This window comes from Promicromonospora sp. MEB111 (genome assembly GCF_030209445.1).
In the GTDB taxonomy this organism is placed as follows: domain Bacteria; phylum Actinomycetota; class Actinomycetes; order Actinomycetales; family Cellulomonadaceae; genus Promicromonospora.
The window spans coordinates 111,521-133,154 of the sequence record NZ_JARVSD010000013.1; the positions used below are offsets into that span (position 1 = coordinate 111,521).

The 21,634-nt window shown below is 72.9% G+C and carries 17 protein-coding genes and 1 riboswitch; of the genes, 7 read left to right on the forward strand and 10 right to left on the reverse strand.

Annotated features, from left to right (window positions below; all coding sequences use genetic code 11):
* Positions 1 to 94 precede the first annotated feature (94 nt).
* From infB to rimP, 4 genes are all read right to left on the reverse strand, one after another.
* The gene (gene infB, locus QRN56_RS16525) at positions 95 to 3,067 is read right to left on the reverse strand and encodes a translation initiation factor IF-2 (protein WP_285105033.1); all 2,973 of its coding nucleotides are present in this window, start codon (positions 3,065 to 3,067) and stop codon (positions 95 to 97) included.
* 179 nt (positions 3,068 to 3,246) lie between these two features.
* Positions 3,247 to 3,522, reverse strand: a complete 276-nt coding sequence (locus QRN56_RS16530; RefSeq protein ID WP_350224580.1) for a YlxR family protein — start codon at positions 3,520 to 3,522, stop codon at positions 3,247 to 3,249.
* Positions 3,523 to 3,600: 78 nt separating this feature from the next.
* On the reverse strand, positions 3,601 to 4,650 hold the full coding sequence (gene nusA, locus QRN56_RS16535) for a transcription termination factor NusA (protein ID WP_285105038.1): 1,050 nt from the start codon (positions 4,648 to 4,650) through the stop codon (positions 3,601 to 3,603).
* A 1-nt stretch (position 4,651) separates the two neighbouring features.
* Positions 4,652 to 5,236: a ribosome maturation factor RimP gene (gene rimP / locus QRN56_RS16540; protein WP_285105041.1), complete on the reverse strand. Its 585-nt coding sequence runs from the start codon at positions 5,234 to 5,236 to the stop codon at positions 4,652 to 4,654.
* Positions 5,237 to 5,413: 177 nt separating this feature from the next.
* Here rimP and QRN56_RS16545 point away from each other — a divergent pair, with 177 nt between their 5' ends.
* Entirely contained in the window at positions 5,414 to 6,493 is a 1,080-nt protein-coding gene (locus QRN56_RS16545; protein WP_285105043.1) for a DUF4439 domain-containing protein, read from the forward strand.
* A 22-nt stretch (positions 6,494 to 6,515) separates the two neighbouring features.
* Here the strand turns inward: QRN56_RS16545 and QRN56_RS16550 are convergent, their stop codons facing one another.
* Complete coding sequence (locus tag QRN56_RS16550; protein ID WP_285105044.1) at positions 6,516 to 8,342, reverse strand: proline--tRNA ligase; 1,827 nt, start codon at positions 8,340 to 8,342, stop codon at positions 6,516 to 6,518.
* A 93-nt stretch (positions 8,343 to 8,435) separates the two neighbouring features.
* On the opposite strand from QRN56_RS16550, the gene QRN56_RS16555 reads away from it, so the two are divergent.
* Entirely contained in the window at positions 8,436 to 9,362 is a 927-nt protein-coding gene (locus QRN56_RS16555; protein WP_285105046.1) for a DNA-formamidopyrimidine glycosylase family protein, read from the forward strand.
* A 119-nt stretch (positions 9,363 to 9,481) separates the two neighbouring features.
* Here QRN56_RS16555 and QRN56_RS16560 read toward each other — a convergent pair whose 3' ends face one another.
* The 3 genes from QRN56_RS16560 to QRN56_RS16570 all read right to left on the reverse strand — a co-directional run bounded on the left by QRN56_RS16560 (position 9,482) and on the right by QRN56_RS16570 (position 13,042).
* Complete coding sequence (locus QRN56_RS16560; protein ID WP_285105048.1) at positions 9,482 to 10,444, reverse strand: GNAT family N-acetyltransferase; 963 nt, start codon at positions 10,442 to 10,444, stop codon at positions 9,482 to 9,484.
* Between the two features lie 60 nt (positions 10,445 to 10,504).
* Positions 10,505 to 11,647 carry a flavodoxin-dependent (E)-4-hydroxy-3-methylbut-2-enyl-diphosphate synthase gene (gene ispG, locus QRN56_RS16565; RefSeq protein ID WP_285105307.1) on the reverse strand — a complete coding sequence of 381 codons (1,143 nt, stop codon included), beginning with the start codon at positions 11,645 to 11,647 and terminating at the stop codon, positions 10,505 to 10,507.
* 72 nt (positions 11,648 to 11,719) lie between these two features.
* Positions 11,720 to 13,042 (reverse strand): M50 family metallopeptidase, encoded by a 1,323-nt coding sequence (locus QRN56_RS16570; protein WP_285105051.1) that lies wholly within the window; start codon positions 13,040 to 13,042, stop codon positions 11,720 to 11,722.
* A 136-nt stretch (positions 13,043 to 13,178) separates the two neighbouring features.
* Here QRN56_RS16570 and QRN56_RS16575 point away from each other — a divergent pair, with 136 nt between their 5' ends.
* Both QRN56_RS16575 and QRN56_RS16580 read left to right on the forward strand, forming a co-directional pair.
* A complete protein-coding gene (locus tag QRN56_RS16575) occupies positions 13,179 to 15,485 on the forward strand; it encodes a hypothetical protein (protein ID WP_285105053.1) in 2,307 nt (768 codons plus the stop codon).
* A 48-nt stretch (positions 15,486 to 15,533) separates the two neighbouring features.
* Positions 15,534 to 16,943 carry an aspartate aminotransferase family protein gene (locus tag QRN56_RS16580; protein WP_285105055.1) on the forward strand — a complete coding sequence of 470 codons (1,410 nt, stop codon included), beginning with the start codon at positions 15,534 to 15,536 and terminating at the stop codon, positions 16,941 to 16,943.
* 155 nt (positions 16,944 to 17,098) lie between these two features.
* On the opposite strand, the gene QRN56_RS16585 is transcribed toward QRN56_RS16580, so the two are convergent.
* Both QRN56_RS16585 and QRN56_RS16590 read right to left on the reverse strand, forming a co-directional pair.
* Positions 17,099 to 18,097, reverse strand: a complete 999-nt coding sequence (locus tag QRN56_RS16585) for an SDR family NAD(P)-dependent oxidoreductase (RefSeq protein ID WP_285105057.1) — start codon at positions 18,095 to 18,097, stop codon at positions 17,099 to 17,101.
* Positions 18,098 to 18,131: 34 nt separating this feature from the next.
* Complete coding sequence (locus tag QRN56_RS16590; protein ID WP_285105058.1) at positions 18,132 to 19,163, reverse strand: aldo/keto reductase; 1,032 nt, start codon at positions 19,161 to 19,163, stop codon at positions 18,132 to 18,134.
* Between the two features lie 124 nt (positions 19,164 to 19,287).
* Between QRN56_RS16590 and QRN56_RS16595 the strand changes: the two genes are divergently transcribed.
* From QRN56_RS16595 to thiE, 3 genes are all read left to right on the forward strand, one after another.
* On the forward strand, positions 19,288 to 19,872 hold the full coding sequence (locus QRN56_RS16595) for a TetR/AcrR family transcriptional regulator (protein ID WP_285105061.1): 585 nt from the start codon (positions 19,288 to 19,290) through the stop codon (positions 19,870 to 19,872).
* A 50-nt stretch (positions 19,873 to 19,922) separates the two neighbouring features.
* Positions 19,923 to 20,020: riboswitch (TPP riboswitch) on the forward strand.
* Positions 20,010 to 20,849 carry a hydroxyethylthiazole kinase gene (gene thiM, locus QRN56_RS16600; protein WP_285105063.1) on the forward strand — a complete coding sequence of 280 codons (840 nt, stop codon included), beginning with the start codon at positions 20,010 to 20,012 and terminating at the stop codon, positions 20,847 to 20,849. (Overlaps the previous riboswitch by 11 nt.)
* On the forward strand, positions 20,846 to 21,550 hold the full coding sequence (gene thiE / locus QRN56_RS16605) for a thiamine phosphate synthase (protein ID WP_285105066.1): 705 nt from the start codon (positions 20,846 to 20,848) through the stop codon (positions 21,548 to 21,550). Before thiM ends, thiE begins: the two co-directional genes overlap by 4 nt.
* Positions 21,551 to 21,634 lie beyond the last annotated feature (84 nt).

Consider the following 21,634-nt stretch of genomic DNA (forward strand, 5'->3'; position numbering starts at 1 on the left):
TTCCGACGTCGCTGAGTCAGCATGCTGGTCCGCCCGGACCCCGGGAACTCCCGGGATCTGGACGGACCAGCATGCTGACTCGGCGACAGTGGTGTCAGTCGCGCGGCTTCTCGCGCATCTCGAAGGTCTCGATGATGTCGCCCTCGGTGACGTCGTTGAACGACCCGAGACCGATACCGCACTCGAAGCCCTCGCGGACCTCGGTGACGTCGTCCTTCTCGCGACGCAGCGACTCGATCGTGAGGTTGTCCCCCACCACGGTGCCGTTGCGGAGCACACGCGCCTTCGAGTTGCGTCGGATGGTGCCCGAGCGGATCACCGAACCGGCGATGTTGCCGAACTTCGAGGAGCGGAAGACCTGACGGATCTCCGCGGTCCCGAGCTGGACCTCCTCGTACTCCGGCTTGAGCATGCCCTTGAGGGCCGCCTCGACGTCCTCGATCGCCTGGTAGATGACCGAGTAGAACTTGACGTCGACGCCCTCGCGCTCCGCCAGCTCCTCGACGCGCTCGCCGTACTTCACGTTGAAGCCGATGATCACGGCGCTGTCGACGGTGGCCAGGTTGACGTCGTTCTGCGTGATCGCACCCACACCACGGTGGATGACGCGCAGCTCGACCTCCTCGCCCACGTCGATCTTGAGCAGCGCGTCCTCCAGTGCCTCGACGGCACCGGACACGTCACCCTTGAGGATGAGGTTGAGGCTCTCGACCTTGCCCTTCTTGAGCTCGGTGTCGAAGTCCTCGAGGCTGATCCGCTTGCGGCGCTTGGCCAGCGTCGCGGCGCGCTCGGCCGCCTCACGCTTCTCGGCGATCTGACGTGCCGTGCGGTCGTCCGGCGCCACGAGGAACGTGTCGCCGGCGCTCGGGACGCTGGTGAGACCCAGCACCTGGACCGGACGGGCCGGCGTCGCGGCGTCGACCGCGTTGCCGTGCTCGTCGAACATCGCACGCACACGGCCGTGGGCCGTGCCGGCGACGATCGAGTCGCCGACGTGCAGCGTGCCGGACTGGACCAGCACCGTGGCCACGGGGCCGCGACCCTTGTCGAGGTTGGCCTCGATCGCGACGCCGCGCGCGTCCTTGGACGGGTTGGCGCGCAGGTCGAGGGCCGCGTCGGCGGTCAGCAGGACGGCCTCGATGAGGTCGTCGATGCCGATCCCCGGCTTGGCCGCGACGTCGACGAACATCGTGTCGCCGCCGTACTCCTCGGCCACCAGGTTGTACTCGGTGAGCTGCTGACGCACCTTCGCCGGGTTGGCGCCCTCGACGTCGATCTTGTTGACGGCGACGACGATCGGCACGCCGGCGGCCTGCGCGTGGTTCACGGCCTCGACCGTCTGCGGCATCACGCCGTCGTCGGCCGCGACCACGAGGATCGCGATGTCCGTGACCTGGGCACCACGGGCACGCATGGCGGTGAACGCCTCGTGACCCGGGGTGTCGATGAACGTGATGGCGCGCTCGACGCCCTCGTGCTCGTGCGTGATCTGGTAGGCACCGATGTGCTGCGTGATGCCACCGTGCTCGCCCGCCACCACGTCCGACTTGCGGATGGCGTCGAGCAGCTTGGTCTTACCGTGGTCGACGTGACCCATGACGGTCACGACCGGCGGACGGGCGGCCAGGTCGTCGTCGGACTCCCCTGCCTCCTCGGCCTCCAGGTCGATGTCGAACGACCCGAGCAGCTCGCGGTCCTCCTCCTCGGCCGAGACCATCTCGATCTGGTAGCCGAGCTCGTTCGCGAGCGTGCCGAACGTGTCCTCGTCGAGCGACTGGGTGGCCGTGGCCATCTCGCCCAGGTGGAACAGGACGGTCACGAGCGCCGCGGGGTTCGCGTCGATCTTGTCGGCGAAGTCGTTCAGCGACGCACCGTGGCGCAGGCGCACGACCGTGCTGCCGTTGCCGCGGGGAACCTGCACGCCGCCGAGCGACGGGGCCTGCATCGCCTCGAACTCCTGGCGCTTCGCCCGGCGCGACTTACGACCGCGGACCGGCTTGCCGCCGGCGCGCCCGAAGGCACCCTGCGTCGCACCGCGACCACCGGCACCCCGGCGCGGGCCGCCGAAGCCGCCGCCGCCACCACCGGGACGACCCGGAGCACCGGCACCGCCGGCGCCACCAGGACCGGGACGGCCACCGCCGCCGCCACCGGGGCGACCACGGCCACCACCCGGCGCCGGGCGGTCGCCCGGACGCGGCATGTTGGTCTTGCCCGGCATCATGCCGGGGTTCGGACGCGGGCCACCGCCACCGGTGCCACCGGGACGGGGCGCCGAGGGACGCGGGCCACCGGGACGGGGGCCGCCCGGGCGCTCGCCGGCCGACTCCGTGCGCTCGGGGCGCTGCCCCGGGCGGGGCATGCCCTGGCTCGTCGCGAACGGGTTGTTGCCCGGGCGCGGGTTACCGCCACCGGGACGCTCGCCGGCACCGGCCGCCGGGCGGCCACCACGGCCGCCACCGGGACGGGGCATGCCCTGGCTGGTCGCGAACGGGTTGTTGCCCGGGCGCGGGTTGCCACCGCCCGGACGGCCACCACGGCCGCCGTCGCGACCACCCGGACGCGCACCCGAGGGCGTCGCGGCGGGCTTGGGCGCACCAGGCTTGGGTGCCGCGGCGGCCGGCTTCGGCGCGCCGGGCTTGGGCGCCGCGGCGGCCGGCGTGGCCGACGCCGCGGGGGCCACAGGGGTCTGCTCGGCTGCCGGAGCCGGGGCGGGAGCCTCCGGCGCAGGGGTCGGTGCCGGGGCGGGCGCAGGTGCGGGTGCCGCCTCGGAACGGGGGGCCGGTGCGGGCGCCGGGGCAGGAGCCGCCTCGGCGGGCTTCCGGGCCGCGGGCTTCGCGGCCGGCTTCGGCGCGCTCTTCACGGCCGGCTTCGCCGCAGCGCCCTTGTCGGACGCGCCGGCGGCGCCACCGACCGGGAACTTGTCGCGCATCGCTCGCTCGACGGGGGCCTCAAGGGTCGAGGAGGCCGAGCGGACGAACTCGCCCGCGGCCTTCAGCTCGCCCATCAGGGTCTTGCTCTCCACTCCGAGCTGCTTAGCCAGCTCGTGAACGCGGATCTTTGCCACATCTCTCCTGTCTCGGTCCATCCCGGGACAGGGAGGACCACCTTTAGGACTGCGTACTCATCGCTGGGGACTCATCGGGTGCCCATCGGCTTCTGACCCGCTTCCTTGTCGACGAACTTCATGATTCGGCCGGGCGCGGTGTGACGCCCGGTCGGGACGGTCTTGCGGTCGGCATCCCCTCACCGGCCGAGGTGTGCTCGTACCCCGCCGAGGTCGAGGGGTCCGTCGGCGCGCAGTGCGCGGGGGACGGCCCTGCGGCGCTCGGCGAGCTCCAGGCACTGCGGCTCCGGGTGAACCCAGGCACCGCGACCCGGCAGACAGGCACGGACATCGACCACGATGCGCCGTGGCTCTGCCACGTCGACACCGTGCGTCGGAGAATCCAGCACCAGACGCAGGAGTGCAGACCGCTGGTCGCGCCCCCGGCACCCGACACACGTACGCACCGGGCCCATGACAGGCGGAACGGGGTGTGTCGAAAGACGGGCGCGTGGCCCAGACTCGGACAGTCTACCGCGCCGACCCACCGGGCGTTACCGACCGCTCTGCGCGTCGGCGGCGGCGCCACCTGCGTCGGCGTCCGCCGCCTCGTCCGAGCGGATGTCGATCCGCCAGCCCGTCAGCTTCGCGGCGAGCCGGGCGTTCTGGCCCTCCTTGCCGATCGCGAGGGAGAGCTGGTAGTCGGGGACGATCGCCCGCGCGGCACGCGCATCGGCGTCGACCACTGTGACCGACGACACACGGGCCGGCGACAGCGCGCTGGCCACGAAGGACGCGGGGTCGTCACTGTGGTCGACGATGTCGATCTTCTCGCCGTGCAGCTCGGCCATCACGGCGCGGACACGCGCGCCCATCGGGCCGATGCACGCGCCCTTGGCGTTGAGCCCGGACACACGCGAGCGCACGGCCATCTTGGTGCGGTGCCCCGCCTCGCGGGCGATGGCTGTGATCTCCACCGAGCCGTCCGCGATCTCCGGGACCTCGAGCTCGAAGAGCTTGCGCACCAGGTTCGGGTGCGTACGGCTCAACGTGATCTGGGGGCCCTTCATTCCGCGGCTGACCTCGACCACGTAGGCGCGCAGGCGCTCGCCGTGCACGTACTCCTCGGTGGGCACCTGCTCGTGCGGCGGCAGCACCGCCTCCGTCCCGCCCACGTCCACCAGCACCATGCGCGGGTCGCGGCCCTGCTGGATGACGCCGGCCAGGACCTCGCCCTCCTTGCCGCGGAAGGTGCCGAGCACCTGGTCGTCCTCGGCGTCGCGCAGCCGCTGGACGATCACCTGGCGGGCCGTCGCGGTCGCGATGCGGCCGAAGTCCTGCGGCGTGTCGTCGAACTCGGGCCCGAGCTCCACGACGGGGCGCGCGTCCGGATCCTCAGGGTCCGCGGCGACGGGCAGCTCCTCGCGCGCCCACACCGTCACGTGGCCCGACGCGCGGTCCACCTCGACCCGGGCCCGGTTGTAGGCGTCCGGGGTGCGGTGGTAGGCCGAGAGGAGCGCCTGCTCGATGGCCGCGACGAGGACGTCCAGGCTGAGGTCCCTCTCGCGCTCCAGCATCCGGAGCGTGCTCATGTCGATGTCCATGTCAGCCTTCCTCGTTGCGGCCGGGGTGACCCTCGGTCGTGTTGTCCGTAGCGGCACCGTCCGAGTCCTCGTCGGTGTCTTCACCTGCACTCTCGCCCAGTTCCGAATCCTCGGCATCCTGGGCGTCCTCGAGCCGTCGCAGCTCGACCTCGACCTTGCCCCGCGCGACGTCGCCGAGCGGGACGTGCCGGTCGTCGTCGAGCACCAGCACGGCGTCGTCGAGCACGTCGGTCAGCCGGCCCTCGACCCGGCCGCCGTCGGTGAGCTTGAGCGTCACCATCCGCGTGCGGGCACGCTTGAAGTGGCGCAGCTCGGTCAGCGGCCGGGAGGTGCCCGGCGTCGAGATCTCGAGCGTGTAGGCACCGGCGACGACGTCGTCCGTGTCCAGCGCCGCGGAGATCGCGCGCGACACGTCGCCGAGGACGTCGGAGTCCAGGCTGCCCACGGCGTCGTCCGGCAGGTCGACGGTGACCCGGACCACGGACTTGCTGCCCGCCCGGGTGGCGCTCACCTCCTCGAGGTAGAGCCCGGCGGCCTCGACCACCGGCCCCACCACCTCGCGGACCGCATCCGCCTGCTGTGTCATCGACTGCCTCCCGTCGGCTCCCCCGGGCGGGGGCACGGTTCGAGCCGGAACGGTTCGACCGATGTGCTGTTGTTGTCTGCGTCAAGCCTAACGAAGCGTCGGACCTCGGCACTTCGCGAAGAACGTGATGTCCGTGACCCGACCGCAACCGGTCGGGCACGAACGGGGTTCCAGAACATGGCATCATCGGCCCCGATGAACCCCTACGGCCGCACGGCCCGCTCCCGACGCCGGTCAGGCCTGACTGCGCTGGCCCTGACCTGCGCGATCATTCTCTCAGGTTGCGGGCTGCGGCTGGAGACGCCGCCGCCGACGGAGCCCGTGCCCGACGCGGCGGAGGTCCTGCGGCGCACCGCCGTGGCCGACGCGCTGCTGGTGGCCGACCAGGCCTCGACCGCCGCGACGTCGGACGGGATCAGGGCCGACGTGGAGGCCGAGCTCACCGTCATCGCCGAGACCGCGACCGCGCAGGCGGAAGAGCTCGGCGGCGAGTACGACTCCGGCCTCGGCGACATCGTGGCCGAGGACTCCGGCTCCTCGCCCTCCGCCACCACCCAGGAGCCCACGCCCCGGGCCGTCGTCGTGTCGCTGGGCGACGCCGCGACGCGTACCCGGGCGGCGGCCGACCAGGCACCGTCCGGGCCGCTGGGCCGGCTGCTCGCCTCGATCTCCACGTCGCAGACGCAGCACGCCAGGACCCTCGCGCAGCTCACCGGGGCCGACGGCCCGGCGCTGCCCCCCACCGAGATCCCCGAGCCCGCCGACGCCGCCCCGGAGCCCAGCGAGGGCGACGAGGGCTCGGCGACGCCCGCGTCGGCCAAGGAGGAGGAGACCGCCGTGCTGCCCACCGGGCTCGCGGCCGAGGACCTGAGCGCCCTGATCCTGGCCGAGGACACGGCGGCCTACGCGCTCGAGGTGCGGGCGGCGCAGGCCGACGAGCCGGTCCGCACCCAGGCGCACGAGCGCGCCGTGGTGCACCGCGCCCGGGCCCAGGACTGGGCCGTCGCCGCCGGGACGGACGGCACCGACCAGGACCCGCGGCGCGTCGCCTATGCGGTGCCCGGAACCGACATCACCACGACGGACCTCGCCCGCGACCTCGAGAACGGCCTGGCGCAGAACTACGCCTCGCTGGTCGGCATCGCCGAACCGGGCACGCGCGCCGTGCTGGTCGCGCTCCTGACGGACTCCACGCTCGCCGGCGCCCGGTGGGGCGCTCCGGCAGTCCCGTTCCCGGGAATGCCGGAGCTCGCCTGACGGTCGGCCCCGACCTCGGCTTTCAGCCGAGCAGGGCCTCGACGCGCTCGACCACGGCGTCCACGATGCCGGCCACGGGGAACTGCTCCGCCTCGCCCGCGCGCGGCCGGACCTCGACCACGCCGTCGGCCAGGCTCTTGCCCACGGTGACCACGAGCGGGGCGCCGAGCAGCTCGGCGTCCTTGAACTTCACGCCCGGTGTCACCTTGCCGGCCCGGTCGTCGTAGAGCACCTCGACGCCGCGGGCGGCCAGCTCCTCGGCGATCTTCGCGGCGGCCTCGAACACCGCAGCGTCCTTGCTAGCCGCCACCAGGTGCACGTGCACCGGCGCGACGTGCGCCGGCCATGCCAGGCCGCGCTCGTCGTGGTTGGCCTCGGCCAGCGCGGCCAGCGCCCGCGTGACGCCGACGCCGTACGAGCCCATGGTCACCACGGCCTGCTTGCCGTTCTCGTCGAGCACGACCAGGCCGAGGGCCTCGGCGTACTTGCGGCCGAGCTGGAAGATGTGGCCCATCTCGATGCCGCGCGCGAGCTCCAGCGGGCCGGAGCCGTCGGGCGCCGGGTCGCCGGGTCGCACCTCGGCGGCCTCGACGGTGCCGTCGGCGGTGAAGTCACGGCCGGCCACCAGGTCGAACACGTGCTTGCCGGGCTCGTTGGCACCCGTGATCCAGCGGGTGCCGGACACCACGCGGGGATCGAGGAGGTAACGGATGGCGGGGACCTTCTCGCCGTCGGCGCCCTCGACCTGCTCGCCCTGGGGGCCGAGCGCCTGCGGGCCGATGTAGCCCTTGACCAGCTGGGGGAACTTCTTGAAGTCCTCCTCGGTGGCGGCCTCGGGCTCGGCCGGGGTGAGCGCGGCCTCGATGCGCTTGAGGTCGACCTCGCGGTCGCCGGGCAGGCCGACGACGACCAGCTCGCGGGTCCCGTCGGGCTGCACCAGCGCGAGCACCACGTTCTTCAGGGTGTCTGCGGCGGTCCAGGCCCGGTCGGGGCGGGGGAACTTCGCGTTCGCGACGTCGACCAGCGTGGCGATCGTCGGGGTGTCCGGCGTGTCCTCGACGTGAGCCGCGGGGGCGTCGTCGTACGGGATCGCCTCGGGGACGGGCGTGACCACGGCCTCCACGTTGGCGGCGTAGCCGCCGGGCGAGCGCACGAAGGTGTCCTCGCCGATCGGCGAGGGCGAGAGAAACTCCTCGGAGCGGGAGCCGCCCATGGCGCCCGACATCGCGGAGACGATCACGTACTCCAGGCCGAGGCGCGTGAAGATCTTCTCGTACGCCTCGCGGTGCTTCTGGTAGCTGACGTCCAGGCCCTCGTCCTTGACGTCGAAGGAGTACGAGTCCTTCATGATGAACTCGCGCCCGCGGATCAGGCCGGCCCGGGGGCGCGCCTCGTCGCGGTACTTGGTCTGGATCTGGAAGAGCGTGACCGGCAGGTCCTTGTACGACGAGTACAGGTCCTTGACCAGGAGCGCGAACATCTCCTCGTGCGTGGGCGCGAGCAGGTAGTCGGCGTCCTTGCGGTCCTTGAGCCGGAACAGGCCGGCGCCGTACTCCTCCCAGCGGCCCGTCGCCTCATAGGGCTCCCGCGGCAGCAGCGCCGGGAAGTGCACCTCCTGGCCGCCGATCGCGACCATCTCCTCGCGGACGATCGCCTCGATCTTGGCCAGCACCCGCAGGCCGAGCGGCAGCCACGAGTAGATGCCCGGGGCGGCCCGGCGGATGTACCCGGCCCGCACGAGGAGCTTGTGGCTGGCGACCTCGGCCTCGGCCGGGTCCTCGCGCAGGGTACGGACGAAGAGGGACGACATGCGCAGCACGTCGCCCTGAGTGAGGCGTGCGGAAGACATGGGGCACAGCCTATCCGCGCGGAGCCCCACGGCTCGCCTGGAATTGGTGGTGCTTACCTTGCCGTGTCCCGGGAAGTTGCGGAGGATGAGGCCATGCCTGAGCTGCCCGAGGTCGCCGCGCTCGCCGACTTCCTGCGCGCGCGGACGACGGGGCGCACCGTCGCCGCGGTGGAGGTCGGCTCGATCGCGGCGCTCAAGACGTTCGACCCGCCGCCATCGGCGCTCACCGGGGGCCGGGTCGTGGACGTGGCCAGGCATGGCAAGTGGCTGGACCTTGCCGTCTCCCCCGCCGCTGACGATGCCGCGCCCGACGGCGCCCCGCTCCACCTGGTCTTCCACCTCTCCCGGGGCGGCTGGGTGCGCTGGTCGGACGCCCTGTCGACCAAGCCCGTCCGGCCGTCGCTCGGCGGTTCCAGCCGGGGCGCGATCCTGGCGCTGCGCGTGCGGCTCGACGACGGCTCCGGGTTCGACCTGACCGAGGCCGGGACCCGCAAGCGGCTCGCGGTGCACGTGGTCCGCGACCCGGCTGACGTCGAGATGATCGCCTCCCTGGGTGTGGAGCCGCTCGCGCCCGAGTTCACCACCGAGGTGCTGGCCGGGCTGCTCGCGGCGAAGAACCAGCAGGTCAAGGGCCTGCTGCGCGACCAGCGGGCCATCGCCGGCATCGGCAACGCCTACAGCGACGAGATCCTGCTCGTCGGCCGGTTCAGCCCGTACAAGCTGACCGGGACGTTCACGCCCGAGGAGACCGCCCGGCTGCACACCGCGATCGGCGACGTGCTCGCCGAGGCGATCGAGGCGGCGTCGGGCAAGCCGGCCAAGGAGCTCAAGGACGCCAAGCGCGCCGGGATGCGGGTGCACGGGCGCACCGGCGAGCCGTGCCCCGGCTGGAACGGCGTCCCGTGCGGCGACACGGTGCACGAGGTGTCGTTCGCCGACCGGTCGATGCAGTACTGCCCGACGTGCCAGACGGGCGGCAAGCCGCTGGCGGACCGCCGGATGTCCAAGCTGCTGCGCTGACCGGCGTCGCTGGCCGTGGGCCGGGCCGCCATTCCCCTTCGAGGCCTAAGTTTCTTCGCTTTGCGGCGCTCGAAAGCGAAGAAACTTAGGCCTCGAAGGGGAGGGTCAGAGGCGAACAGTCAGAACAGGACCGTCGCGAACGTGCCCACCTGTTCGAAGCCGACCCGCCGGTATGCCGCCATGGCCCGCTCGTTGTAGGCGTTCACGTAGAGCGAGACGACCGGCGCGACCGACGCGCGGGTCGCGTCGACCACCGCCGCCATGCCCGACTCCGACCAGCCGCGACCGCGGAACGCCGGCTCCACCCAGACGCCCTGCACCTGGGCGACCCCGCCGGCCACCGCGCCGAGCTCGGCCTTGAAGGCCACGGCGGGCCGCCCGGCGACGTCGGGCACGAGGCGGACGAACGACCGCCCCTCCGCGATGAGCGACTTCACGCGCTCCGCGTAGGCGGAGCCGCCGGAGGCGACCGGCGAGTAGCCGACCTCCTCGGTGAACATGCGCACGCAGGCGGGCAGGACGAGGTCCAGCTCGGCCAGGACCGACCGGCGGACCGTGGGCTCGGGCGGCACCGAGGGCGCCGTCCCGATGGCCATCGACGGCTGGTCGGCCCGGATGTCCCGGGCCGCCGGCCAGTGCGGGGACAGCCGCTCCCAGAGCGCGAGCGCGGCCCGCTGCTCCCCCACGATCGACGAGGACCGCCGTCCGTACACGCGCGCGACCGCCGTGAAGGCGGCGATCGCCTCGGCGCGCCGGGCCGGGTCCGTGATCGGGACCACGGGCACCAGGTTGGCGCCGGACCAGCACACCGCCTCGAGCGGGCCGACGGCGGGGAACCCCCACGCCTGGCCCGCGGCGGCACCGAACCCCGAGCGCGCCGCGATCTCCAGGCGCGCGGTGGCGAGCACCGACGCGACGGGGTCGACGGCGCAGACCGCGAGCGCCGCCGCCAGGTCCCCGCGGGTCAGCGCCCGGGCGAGGACCTCGCCGCGGTCGAGCTGCGAACGAATGTCCTGTTCGCCCGGTTCGAACGGGCCGTCAGGGCGCGCCCCGGCCGGAACCGGGGTGCGCCACCGAGACATGCCTTGCTCCGTTCGAGTCCGACCCTTCAGTATCGCCCGAGTCCGAGATCCTGCTCCGGCTCAGCCGACAGAGACGACCGGCGAACCGGCCTGTGCCTCATTCTCCGGCGTGGGCATCTCGTCCGCGATCCGCATCGCCTCTTCGATGAGGGTCTCGACGATCATCGCCTCGGGAACGGTCTTGATGACCTCGCCCTTGACGAAGATCTGGCCCTTGCCGTTGCCCGACGCCACGCCGAGGTCGGCCTCGCGGGCCTCGCCCGGGCCGTTGACGACGCAGCCCATGACGGCGACGCGCAGCGGGACGGTCATGCCCTCCAGGCCCGCCGTGACCTTCTCGGCGAGCGTGTACACGTCCACCTGGGCGCGGCCGCAGGACGGGCAGGAGACGATCTCGAGCTTGCGCGGGCGCAGGTTGAGGGCCTGCAGGATCTGGTTGCCGACCTTGACCTCCTCGACCGGCGGGGCCGAGAGGGAGACGCGGATCGTGTCGCCGATGCCCTTGCTGAGCAGGGCGCCGAACGCGGTGGCCGACTTGATGGTGCCCTGGAACGCCGGGCCGGCCTCGGTGACGCCGAGGTGCAGCGGCCAGTCGCCCCGCTCGGAGAGCAGCTCGTAGGCGCGCACCATCACGACGGGGTCGTTGTGCTTGACCGAGATCTTGAAGTCGTGGAAGTCGTGCTCCTCGAAGAGGCTGGCCTCCCACACGGCGGACTCCACGAGGGCCTCCGGGGTGGGCTTGCCGTACTTCTCCAGGATGCGCTTGTCGAGCGAGCCCGCGTTGACGCCGATGCGCAGCGAGACCCCGGCGTCCTTGGCCGCCTGGGCGATCTGCTTGACCTGGTCGTCGAACTTGCGGATGTTGCCCGGGTTCACGCGGACGGCGGCGCAGCCGGCGTCGATCGCGGCGTACACGTACTTGGGCTGGAAGTGGATGTCCGCGATCACGGGGATCTGGGACTTCTTCGCGATGATCGGCAGCGCCTCGGCGTCGTCGGCGCTCGGCACGGCGACGCGCACGATGTCGCAGCCTGCCGTGGTGAGCTCCGCGATCTGCTGGAGGGTCGCGTTGATGTCGGTGGTGGGCGTGGTGGTCATGGACTGCACGCTGATGGGAGCGTCACCACCCACCTCCACCTTGCCGACCTTGATCTTGCGGGTCTTGCGGCGAGGGGCGAGGACCGGCGGGGGTGCTGCTGGCATGCCGAGGCTGATTGCGGTCACAGGATCAGTATCCACGCTTCAGAAGGTGCAAAACGCACTTGGTGTCTGGCATCACGTGATCCGCACGGGATCCACCAGGTCGGCCACGACGAGGACGCCGCCCACGCCGAGCAGGATCAGGAACACCACGTACGCCACGGGGGTCATGCGGGCGACGTCGGCGGGGCCGGGCAGCACCGCCGCCCCGCGCACCCGGGCGACCGTGCGCTTGCCGCCCTCGTAGAGGGCGTTGACCAGGTGCCCGCCGTCGAGCGGCAGCAGCGGGATGAGGTTGAAGACGAACAGCGCGATGTTGAGGCTCGCGAGCAGGCTCAGGTAGATCATCACGCGGTCGAGGATCGCCTCGTCCAGCGCCATGATCTCGCCGCTGATCCGGGCCACGCCCACCATCGACTGCACCGAGTCCTGCGAGCGCTCCTCGTCGGTGAAGGCCTGGGTGGCCGCGTCGGCCACGCGGACCGGCAGGGTCGCCACCATGGTCGCCGTCTGCCAGGTCATGTTGCCCACCTCGGGCAGCACGCGCGACAGCGGCTGGCGCTCCCGGACCTGGAGCGGGGAGAAGCCCACGAAGCCGCCCGGCTCGACGACCGGCTCGCCGTCGGCGCCCAGGACCGCGACGCCCTGCTCGTCCACGACCGGGCGCTCGGTGGGGGCGGGGGTGACCTCGAGCGTGACGCGCTCGCCGTCGCGCAGCACCACGACCTCGGACTCCTGCCCCGCGGAGTCGTTGATGAGGCCGACCAGCTGCTGCCAGCCGGTCACCTCGGCGCCACCGAAGGAGACGACCTCGTCGCCGGGCTGGAGGCCCGCCGCGGCGGCGGGAGCGGCGGGCTGGCCCTCGCAGTCGTCGCCCGTGGCGGTGGACGTCACCGACGCGGGGACGCACTCGGAGAGCTGGGCGACCGTGGTGGAGACGGCGGGCAGGCCGTAGCCGATCAGGATGATCGCCATGAGGAACGTGGCGATCACGAGGTTCATGAACGGTCCGCCGAACATGACGACGAGCTTCTTGGGCGTCGAGAGGTTGTAGAAGGCGCGGTGCTCCTCGCCGGGCCGCACCTCGGCGACCGACGCGTCGCGCGCGTCGGCGACGAGCTCGTTCCAGAAGCCCTTGCCGCGCCGGGTCCCGGCGGGGGCGGGCGGCATCATGCCGACCAACCGCACGAACCCGCCGAGCGGGATCGCCTTGATGCCGTATTCCGTCTCGCCCTTGGTGCGCGACCAGAGGGTGGGCCCGAATCCCACCATGTACTGGCTCACGCGCACACCGAACTTCTTGGCCGGGATCATGTGCCCCAGCTCGTGCAGACCGACCGAGACCAGGACGCCCACCAGCAGGACGAGCACACCAACGATGTGCGGAACGATGCTCACGGCACCGAGACTACGACACCTTGCTGACAGCCCGGCGGGAAGTGCACGGCTCCCCCGCGACGACCACCCGACGTTCACCATGTCAAGCACATGGTGATTCGTTGAAACATTGGTTACTGGTCATTAACCTGTGGACATGTCGGTTTCGTCCGTCCCTGGGTTCCGGGAGCTGCACGCGCACGGCCCGTCCTCCCTCGCGGAGAGCCTGACCTCGATGTTCCAGACCGAGGCCTGGTCCGCGGCCGACGGCGACTCGCGCGTGGCGCGCCAGCTGCGCGAGATCGGCGTGGACGTCAGCGCGATCTGGGCGGCCTCGCGCTGGAACATGGGCGACGACGGCGACGCGCCCAACCGCCGCCACCCCGTGCCCGGCGACCCACGCGGCCCGGAGACCGCCGCCGCGCTGCGCGCCGTCGTCGACAGGCCGCGGGCCGCCGCGCTGCTCGGCGTGTACCTGTGGTCCCAGGCGAGCGACGCCCTGCAGTACACCTTCCGGCACGGCCGCATCATCGTGCCGCTGCGGGCCTTCGTCGAGACCTGGGAGACGTACCGCGACCGCGCGCCCGACGACGTCTGCCGCGCCGAGGGCGACGCCGTCGCCGTGCTGCTGCGCACGCTGATCACCCAGATGCACACGGCGGCCGCCCGCAGCGCGGGCGACCTGCTGCGCGTGGCCGACGCCGCCGGGCGGGCCGGCGAACGGTGCGGGGAGCTCCTGCAGGCCGCCCGGGCGATCCCCGACCCGACGTCGCCGTTCCGCCGCGCCCTGGTACCCCAGGCCGTGACCCGCGTCCGGTACTTCCGCGCCCTGGCCGAGGCCGCGCGGGCGGCGTCCGACGCCATGGCCGGCGAACCCGACCGGCTGGGCCCCGCGCTGGACGGCCTGCGCGCCGCCGAGACCGACCGGCACCTCAACTACATCCTGGCCAGCGAGCTGCGCTCCTACCGCATGCACCTGACCGAGCTGCACCGCAACCTCGACTCGACCTGGCTCACGCTCGACCGGCTGCGGACCGTCTACATCTATCCGTTCGGGCTGCGGGACGTGCGGCCGGCCGCCGCCGTCACCGCCATCCGCCGCCTCGCGCACCGGGACGAGCACCCGGAGCTGCTGGGCGTCCAGGCCTTCGCGGTGCGCGGCCGCCTCAAGATGGACGACGTCTGGGCGAGCGTCGACCGGGCCGCCCGCCCCTACGGCGGCGCGTCGCTGTCGATGCCGAACGTGCGCCTGGAGCAGCCCGACGGGACGTTCATCGCGGAGCTGTCCTGCGACGTGCGGTTCACCGAGTTCGGCAACCACTACGTGCGGTTCCGGTACTCGTCGCGCGACCAGTCGCCGCAGCAGGTCCGCGACGCCCGGTTCCGCCTGTCCAACCTGCACGCCGACATCCGGGTGCGGTGGATCGCGCTGGACGGCTCGCCCGTCGACGTCGACCCCGGTGGCGCCCTGCCGCCGGAACGCCTCTTCGACCTGGCCGACCTGCTCCAGCGCGCGACGGCGGACCTGGTGCGCAAGGGCACCGAGATCGCCCAGGGGCGCGCCCACGTGGTCACCACCGTCTACGAGGCGAGCCGCGGGCGCGGCCCGGCCGCGCCGCCGGAACGCCGGACGCCGGTGACGATGGGCGACGAGATGCTGGCCGCGTTCGGCTCGCAGGTGCTGCTGCAGCCCGTGTCCTACGGCACGGCCACGCTGTGCGACTGGACCCTGCGCCAGCGCAACCCCGTGCTCCTGGAGGGGGTGCGGCACCTGGGCGACGTCGTGGCGGTGGCCACCAACTCGACCACGGTCGCGCTGGTGGGCACCGCGCACTTCAAGATCTCCCAGTACGGGTCGCTCGCCGAGTTCGTGGCCAGCCTCAACGGGCTCTTCAGCGCCTGGAACGCCACCCTGGCCGACCACCTGCGGATCGTCGCGACCATGCTCGCCGACCACGACGTGAACAACGGCGCGGACCTCGCCGACCGCAAGGAACGGCTCACGCGCGAGCAGCTCCGGCTGCACGAGTTCGCCTCGGAGGTCCGCACGACCCTGACCACCATCACCTCCCCCACGTTCCTCGCCTCCGCGCTGGAGTCGCGGATGCTCAACCAGCTCCTGCACGCGTCGCGGTTCGAGCAGCAGGCCGCCGTCGTCACCGAACGGCTCCGCGAGCTGCTGCAGGAACCCATCGCGGCCCGGCTCGCGGCCCTCGAACGGCTGCACGGCGACCGCGAGCGCGCGGCGGAGGCCCGGCGCGAGCGGTCCCGCCGCCGGCTGATGGACGGCACGCTGTCGGCCATCACCGTCTTCGCCGGCGTGTACGCCCTGATCGGCACGGTCCAAGTGGCGCTGGACGCGTCGCTGATCGGCCCGATCCAGGCGGTCACGGCCACCGCGCTGGTCACCGTGGGGGCGCTGGTGACGGGGTGGGCGGTCTTCAACTGGACGAGCCGCCGCTGACCCACCCGGCTTAGCCTGGTCGGGAAGCCGCGACGACGGGGGACGACGATGACCGAGAACGCTGCCCCCGCCCCCGGCGGGGCCAACCGCACGCCGCGCGGAACCCCGCGGGACGACGCCGCCCGTCGTCACCTCTGGGGGCACTTCACGCGGCAGTCCGCCTGGGACGCCGGGGTGCCCACGCTGGTGCGCGGCGAGGGCCATCACGTCTGGGACGCGGCCGGACGCCGGTACATCGACGGGCTCTCGGGGCTGTTCGTGGTCCAGGCCGGGCACGGCCGCAAGGTGCTCGCCGAGGCGGCGGCCCGGCAGGCGGGCGAGCTCGCCTACTTCCCGCTGTGGTCGTTCGCGCACCCGCCGGCCATCGACCTGGCGGAGCGGCTGGCCGACCTCGCCCCGGGCGACCTGAACCGCGTGTTCTTCACCACCGGCGGCTCCGAGGCCGTGGAGACGGCGTTCAAGCTGGCCAAGCAGTACTGGAAGCTGCAGGGCCGGCCCGGCAAGTACAAGGTGATCTCGCGGACCATCGCCTACCACGGCACCACCCACGGCGCGCTCTCCGTGACGGGCCTGCCGGGCCTCAAGGAGCCGTTCGAGCCCTTGGTCCCGGGCGCATTCAAGGTGCCGAACACGAACATCTACCGGGCGTCCGAGGACCTGCGCGACGACCCCAAGGCGTTCGGCCGGTGGGCCGCCGACCAGATCGAGGTGCTCATCGAGGCGGAGGGGCCCGACTCGGTGGCGGCCGTCTTCCTCGAGCCCGTGCAGAACGCCGGCGGCTGCTTCCCGCCCCCGCCCGGGTACTTCGAGCGGGTGCGCGAGATCTGCGACCGGCACGACGTGCTGCTGGTCTCCGACGAGGTGATCTGCGCGTTCGGCCGGATCGGGTCGATCTTCGCGTGCGACGACTTCGGCTACGTGCCGGACATGATCACGTGCGCCAAGGGCATGGCGTCCGGCTACTCCCCCATCGGCGCGTGCCTCGTCTCCGACCGCGTGTTCGAGCCGTTCGCCCACGGGTCGACGACCTTCGCGCACGGGTACACGTTCGGCGGGCACCCGGTCTCGGCGGCCGTGGCCCTGGCGAACCTCGACCTCTTCGAGGAGGAGGACCTGACCGGGCGGGTCAAGGAGAACGCGCCCGCCTTCCGGGCCACCCTGGAGCGGCTGCACGACCTGCCGATCGTGGGCGACGTGCGCGGCGCCGGGTACTTCTACGGGATCGAGCTCGTCCGGGACAAGGCCACGCGCGAGACCTTCTCCGGCGACGAGGCCGAACGCCTGCTGCGCGGGTTCCTGACGCCGGCCCTGTTCGAGGCCGGGCTGTACTGCCGCGCCGACGACCGCGGGGACCCGGTGGTGCAGCTCGCGCCGCCACTCACGATCGGGCAGGCGGAGTTCGACGAGATCGAGCAGATCCTGCGGGGCGTGCTGAGCGAGGCGTGGACGCGGCTCTGACGCGTTGCTCGGCCGCGCACGAGGTGCGCTTCTACCCAGTCATCGGGCCCGGAACTGGGGTGTTTCCGGGCCCCATAACTAGGTAGAAGCGCACCTTCGACTGCGGCTGGGGAGTGCGGCCGGGTGAGCGCTACCCCGGTTCGCCCCCGTGGCGGTCACGCCGCGAGCAGGCGCTCCGTCAGGTCCCACAGCCTGCGGGCCGAGTCCGGGTCGATCGAGTGCGGCACGACGTCGGCCGGGACGTCGTCGGCGTCCGCCCCCGTGAGGTCGACCGGACGGGGGTCCTCGTCCAGCGGCGAGACGTCGCTGTTGTTGAGGTAGACGCCGCCGACGTCGGCGAGCAGGGGGCTGGTGGCGGCGAACACGATCGTCGCGGCGCCCTGCTCCGGGGTCTTCTTGCCGTGCTCCGGGTCGATGACCGGGTTGCCGGCGTCGTCGATCAGGCGCATCGCGCGCTGGGCCTCCAGGCCCACCGAGCGGTTGAAGGCCGTGGCCGGCACGATGCCGGGGTGCGGCGCGTAGGCGCGGATCCCGTCGCCCGCCCAGCGCCGGTCGAGCTCGACCGTGAACAGCACGTTCGCCGTCTTCGACTGGGCGTACGCGAGCCCCGGGTCGTAGCCGCCGGCGGTGAAGTTCGGGTCGTCCCACAGGATGTCGGACATCCGCTGGGCGCCGGACGTGGTGGTGACCACGCGGGCGCCGTCCGCGGCCCGGAGCGCCGGGTGGAGACCCAGGGTGAGCTGGACGTGGCCGAGGTGGTTGGTGGCGAGCTGCGCCTCGTAGCCGCGGGCGTCCCGCTCGATCCGCGGCGGGGCCGGGTAGCCCGCGTTGTTGATCAGCACGTGCAGCGGTCGCCCGGAGCCCAGGTAGCGCTCGACGAACGCGTCGATCGACGTCGGGTCCAGCAGTTCGAGCCGGCCGACCTCGACCCGTTCGATGCCGGCGACGGCGGCGGCCGCGCGCTTCGGGTCGCGCGAGGCGACCGTGACCGAGGCGCCTGCCCCGGCCAGCGCCCGCGTGGCCACCAGGCCGAGACCCGAGTGACCGCCCGTGACGATCACGTTCCTGCCGGTCAGGTCGGCGCCCGCGAGGACGTCGTCGACCGTGGAGGCGGCGGTGAAGCCGGTACCGAGGGGGTGCTGGCGATGGGACATGGCGGTTCCTCTCACGCGGTGGAGCGGGGCCGGGTCAGGCCGCGGCCGCACGCTGCTCGGCGGGCCGACGGCGCAGGGTGGGCTGCTGGATGGCCGGCGGGTCGTAGGCCATGTCGAGGCGGCCGATGTCGGTGCCGGGCGGCACGATGGCGTCGATCCGGTCGAGGATCTCGTCGCTCAGACTGACCTCGGCGCCCGCGAGCGCGCTGTCGAGGTGCTCCATGGTGCGCGGGCCGATGATCGCGGACGTGACACCGGGGTGGGCGATGGCGAACGCCATCGCGAGGTGGTTCAGCGGGATCCCGGCGTCCTGCGCGACGGGGATGAGCTGCTCGACGACGTCGAGGCGCCGCTCGTCCTGGAGGTGCGCGAACCCGTACTGCGCCCGATGGGCGTCGCTGGCGCGGCCCTTGCGGTACCGGCCGGTGAGCATCCCTCCGGCCAGCGGGCTCCAGACCAGGGTGCCCATGCCGTACTGCTGGGCGACCGGCAGGACGTCGCGCTCGATGCCGCGGTTGAGGATCGAGTACGGCGGCTGCTCGGTGCGGAACCGCTCCAGTCCGCGCCGCTCGGCCACCCACTGTGCCTGGACGATGTCGGCGGCGGGCATCGTGGACGAGCCGATGGCCCGCACCTTGCCGGAGTTGACCAGGTAGGTCAGCGCGGCGAGCGTGTCCTCGACGTCGGTGTCCGGGTCGGGCCGGTGGATCTGGTACAGGTCGATGTGGTCGGTGCCCAGGCGGCGCAGCGAGTTCTCCACCTCGGCGATGATCCAGCGCCGCGAGTTGCCGCGGTGGTTGGGGTCGTCGCTCATCGGCAGGTGCACCTTGGTGGCCAGCACGACGTCGTCGCGGCGGCCCTTGAGCGCCTTGCCCACGATCTCCTCGGACTCACCGCGGGAGTACGCGTCGGCCGTGTCGATGAAGTTGATCCCCGCGTCGAGGGCCTTGTGGATGATCTTGACCGACTCGTCGTGGTCGGGGTTGCCGATCGCTCCGAACATCATCGCGCCGAGCGCGTAGGGGCTGACCTTGATGCCGGTCCGGCCGAGGCTGCGGTACTGCATGGGGCCCTCCTGGGGTCGAGAGGTCTGGTGGGCGTCACCGCGATGCCGTAGTCTTGAGCTAAGCGGAACGATCTTCCAGAACTATATGGAAAGCCATTCCGGTTAGCAAGAGATCGGGAGCGAAGTGATCCAGGACACAGAGCAGCGGCCGCTGCGCCGCGACGCGCAGCGCAACATCGACGCGCTGCTCGACGCCGCCAAGCAGGTCTTCGGCACGTCGGGCGTCGACGCGCCCGCCAAGGAGATCGCCGACCTGGCCGGCGTCGGGGTCGGCACGCTCTACCGCCACTTCCCCAAGCGGTCGGACCTGGTCAAGGCCGTGTTCCAGGCGGAGGTCGACGCCACCGCCGACACCGCCCCGACGCTGGCGGCCGAGCACCCGCCGGTCGTCGCGCTCGAGAAGTGGCTCCACCGCTACACCCAGTTCCTCGTGACCAAGCGCGGGCTCGCCTCGGCGCTGCACTCGGGCGACCCGGCGTTCGACGCCCTGCCCGCCTACTTCATCGGGCGGCTCGGCCCCGCCCTCGGCTCGCTGCTCGACGCCGCCGTCGCGGACGGCGCCGTCCGCGACGTCGTCAGCCCCCAGGACCTCCTGTACGCCGTGTCCAAGCTGTCGCTGCCCATGGAGGACGAGGAGCCGGACCACGGCCGGCGCATGCTCGACCTGCTCGTCGACGGGCTGCAGTACCGGGCCGGGACCGGCTCCTGAGCACTCGCCCGCGGTTCCGGGCACCGGCACCAGGCGTATAAGGTCGGCACCCATATGGCGCGGGGCGCCGGGCAGCAGCCCGGCTGAGATGTACCCGTGGAACCTGATCTAGGTAGTGCTAGCGAAGGGAACGCCTCATGGGCTCCGTCCTGCCCGACGCCGTCGCGTCGGTCGTCACCGCGGTGCGTGCCACCGCACCCCTGGTGCACTGCGTCACCAACGTCGTGGTCACCAACTTCACGGCCAACGTGCTGCTCGCCGCCGGCGCGGCACCGGCCATGGTCGCCGACCCCGAGGAGGCACCGGTCCTGGCCGGCGTCGCCGGCGGCCTGCTGATCAACCTCGGCACCGTCGAGGGCGGCCAGGCCGACGGCATGCGCGCCGCCGTCGACGGCGCCACCGCCGCAGGCGTGCCCTGGGTGCTCGACCCCGTGGCCATCGGCGCGCTGCCGCTGCGCACCCGCCTCGCGGCCGAGCTCTTCGCGCGTGGCCCCGCCGTCGTCCGCGGCAACGCGTCCGAGATCCAGGCGCTCGCCGGCGGCGCGGGCGGCCGCGGCGTCGACTCCCTCGACACGCCCGACGGCGTGCGGGACGTCGCGCTCGGCCTGGCCCGGGCCTCCGGCGCCGTGATCGCCGTCAGCGGCGCGTCCGACCTGATCACCGACGGCGAGCGGGTGGTGCGCGTCCAGGCGGGCACGTCCCTGATGACGCGCGTGACCGGCGTCGGGTGCTCGCTCGGCGCGCTGGTCGCCGCGTGTGCCGCCGCCACCGAGGACCGCCTGCTCGCCGCGACCACCGCGACGGCCTGGCTGTGTGTCGCCGCCGACCGCACCACGTCGACCACGCCCGGCAGCTTCGCCGTCGAGCTGGTCGACCGCGTGTTCGACGTCGACGCCGAGGCCGTCGGTCTCGGCGCCCGCCTCGTGGACGAGCCCGCCACCGCGGCCGGGCGCGAGCCCGCGCGAGCCGAGGCATGAGCGCCCGGATCCGCCTCGACCCGTCCGTCTACCTCGTCACCGACACCCAGCAGTGCGGCGGCCCCGCCGGGGTCGTCGCCACCGTGGGCGCGGCGGTCGACGGCGGCGTGACCGCCGTCCAGCTCCGGGACCCGGACGCCACCACCCGCGAGCTGGTGGACCTCGGCCGCGCCCTGGTCGCCCTGCTGCGGCCGCTGGGGGTACCGCTCGTGGTCGACGACCGGGTCGACGTGGCGCTCGCGGTCGACGCCGACGGCGCCCACGTGGGCCAGCGTGACCTCGACCCCGTCTCGGCGCGACGGCTGCTCGGCCCGGAGCGGCACCTCGGGCTGAGCGTCAGCACGCCGGACGAGGCGCGGGCCGTCGCCGAGCTGCCGCCCGGCACCGTCGACCTGCTCGGCGTGGGCCCGGTGCGGCCCACCCTGACCAAGACCGACGCCCGGCCGGCGATCGGGTTCGCCCGGCTGAGCGTCGTCACGGCCGCCGCGTCGCTGCCGTGCGTGGCGATCGGCGGGCTGCGGGCGGACGACGTCGCCGCGCTGCACGGCGCCGGTGCGACCGGCAGCGCCGTCGTCTCCGCCGTCTGCGGCAGGCCGGACCCGGCCGGAGCGGCCCGGGAGATCGCGCTGGCCTGGGCGACGGCGCGGGCCGAGGGTCGCTCCGGCGCGCGCTCGCGCGCCACGACGGGTCGCTCCTCGTGAGCGCGCCCGCACGGGACGCGGCGCAGGTCGCCGACGTCGGCCGCCCCACCGAGGCGCGTCCCGCCGCAGCCGCCGCTCGCGACG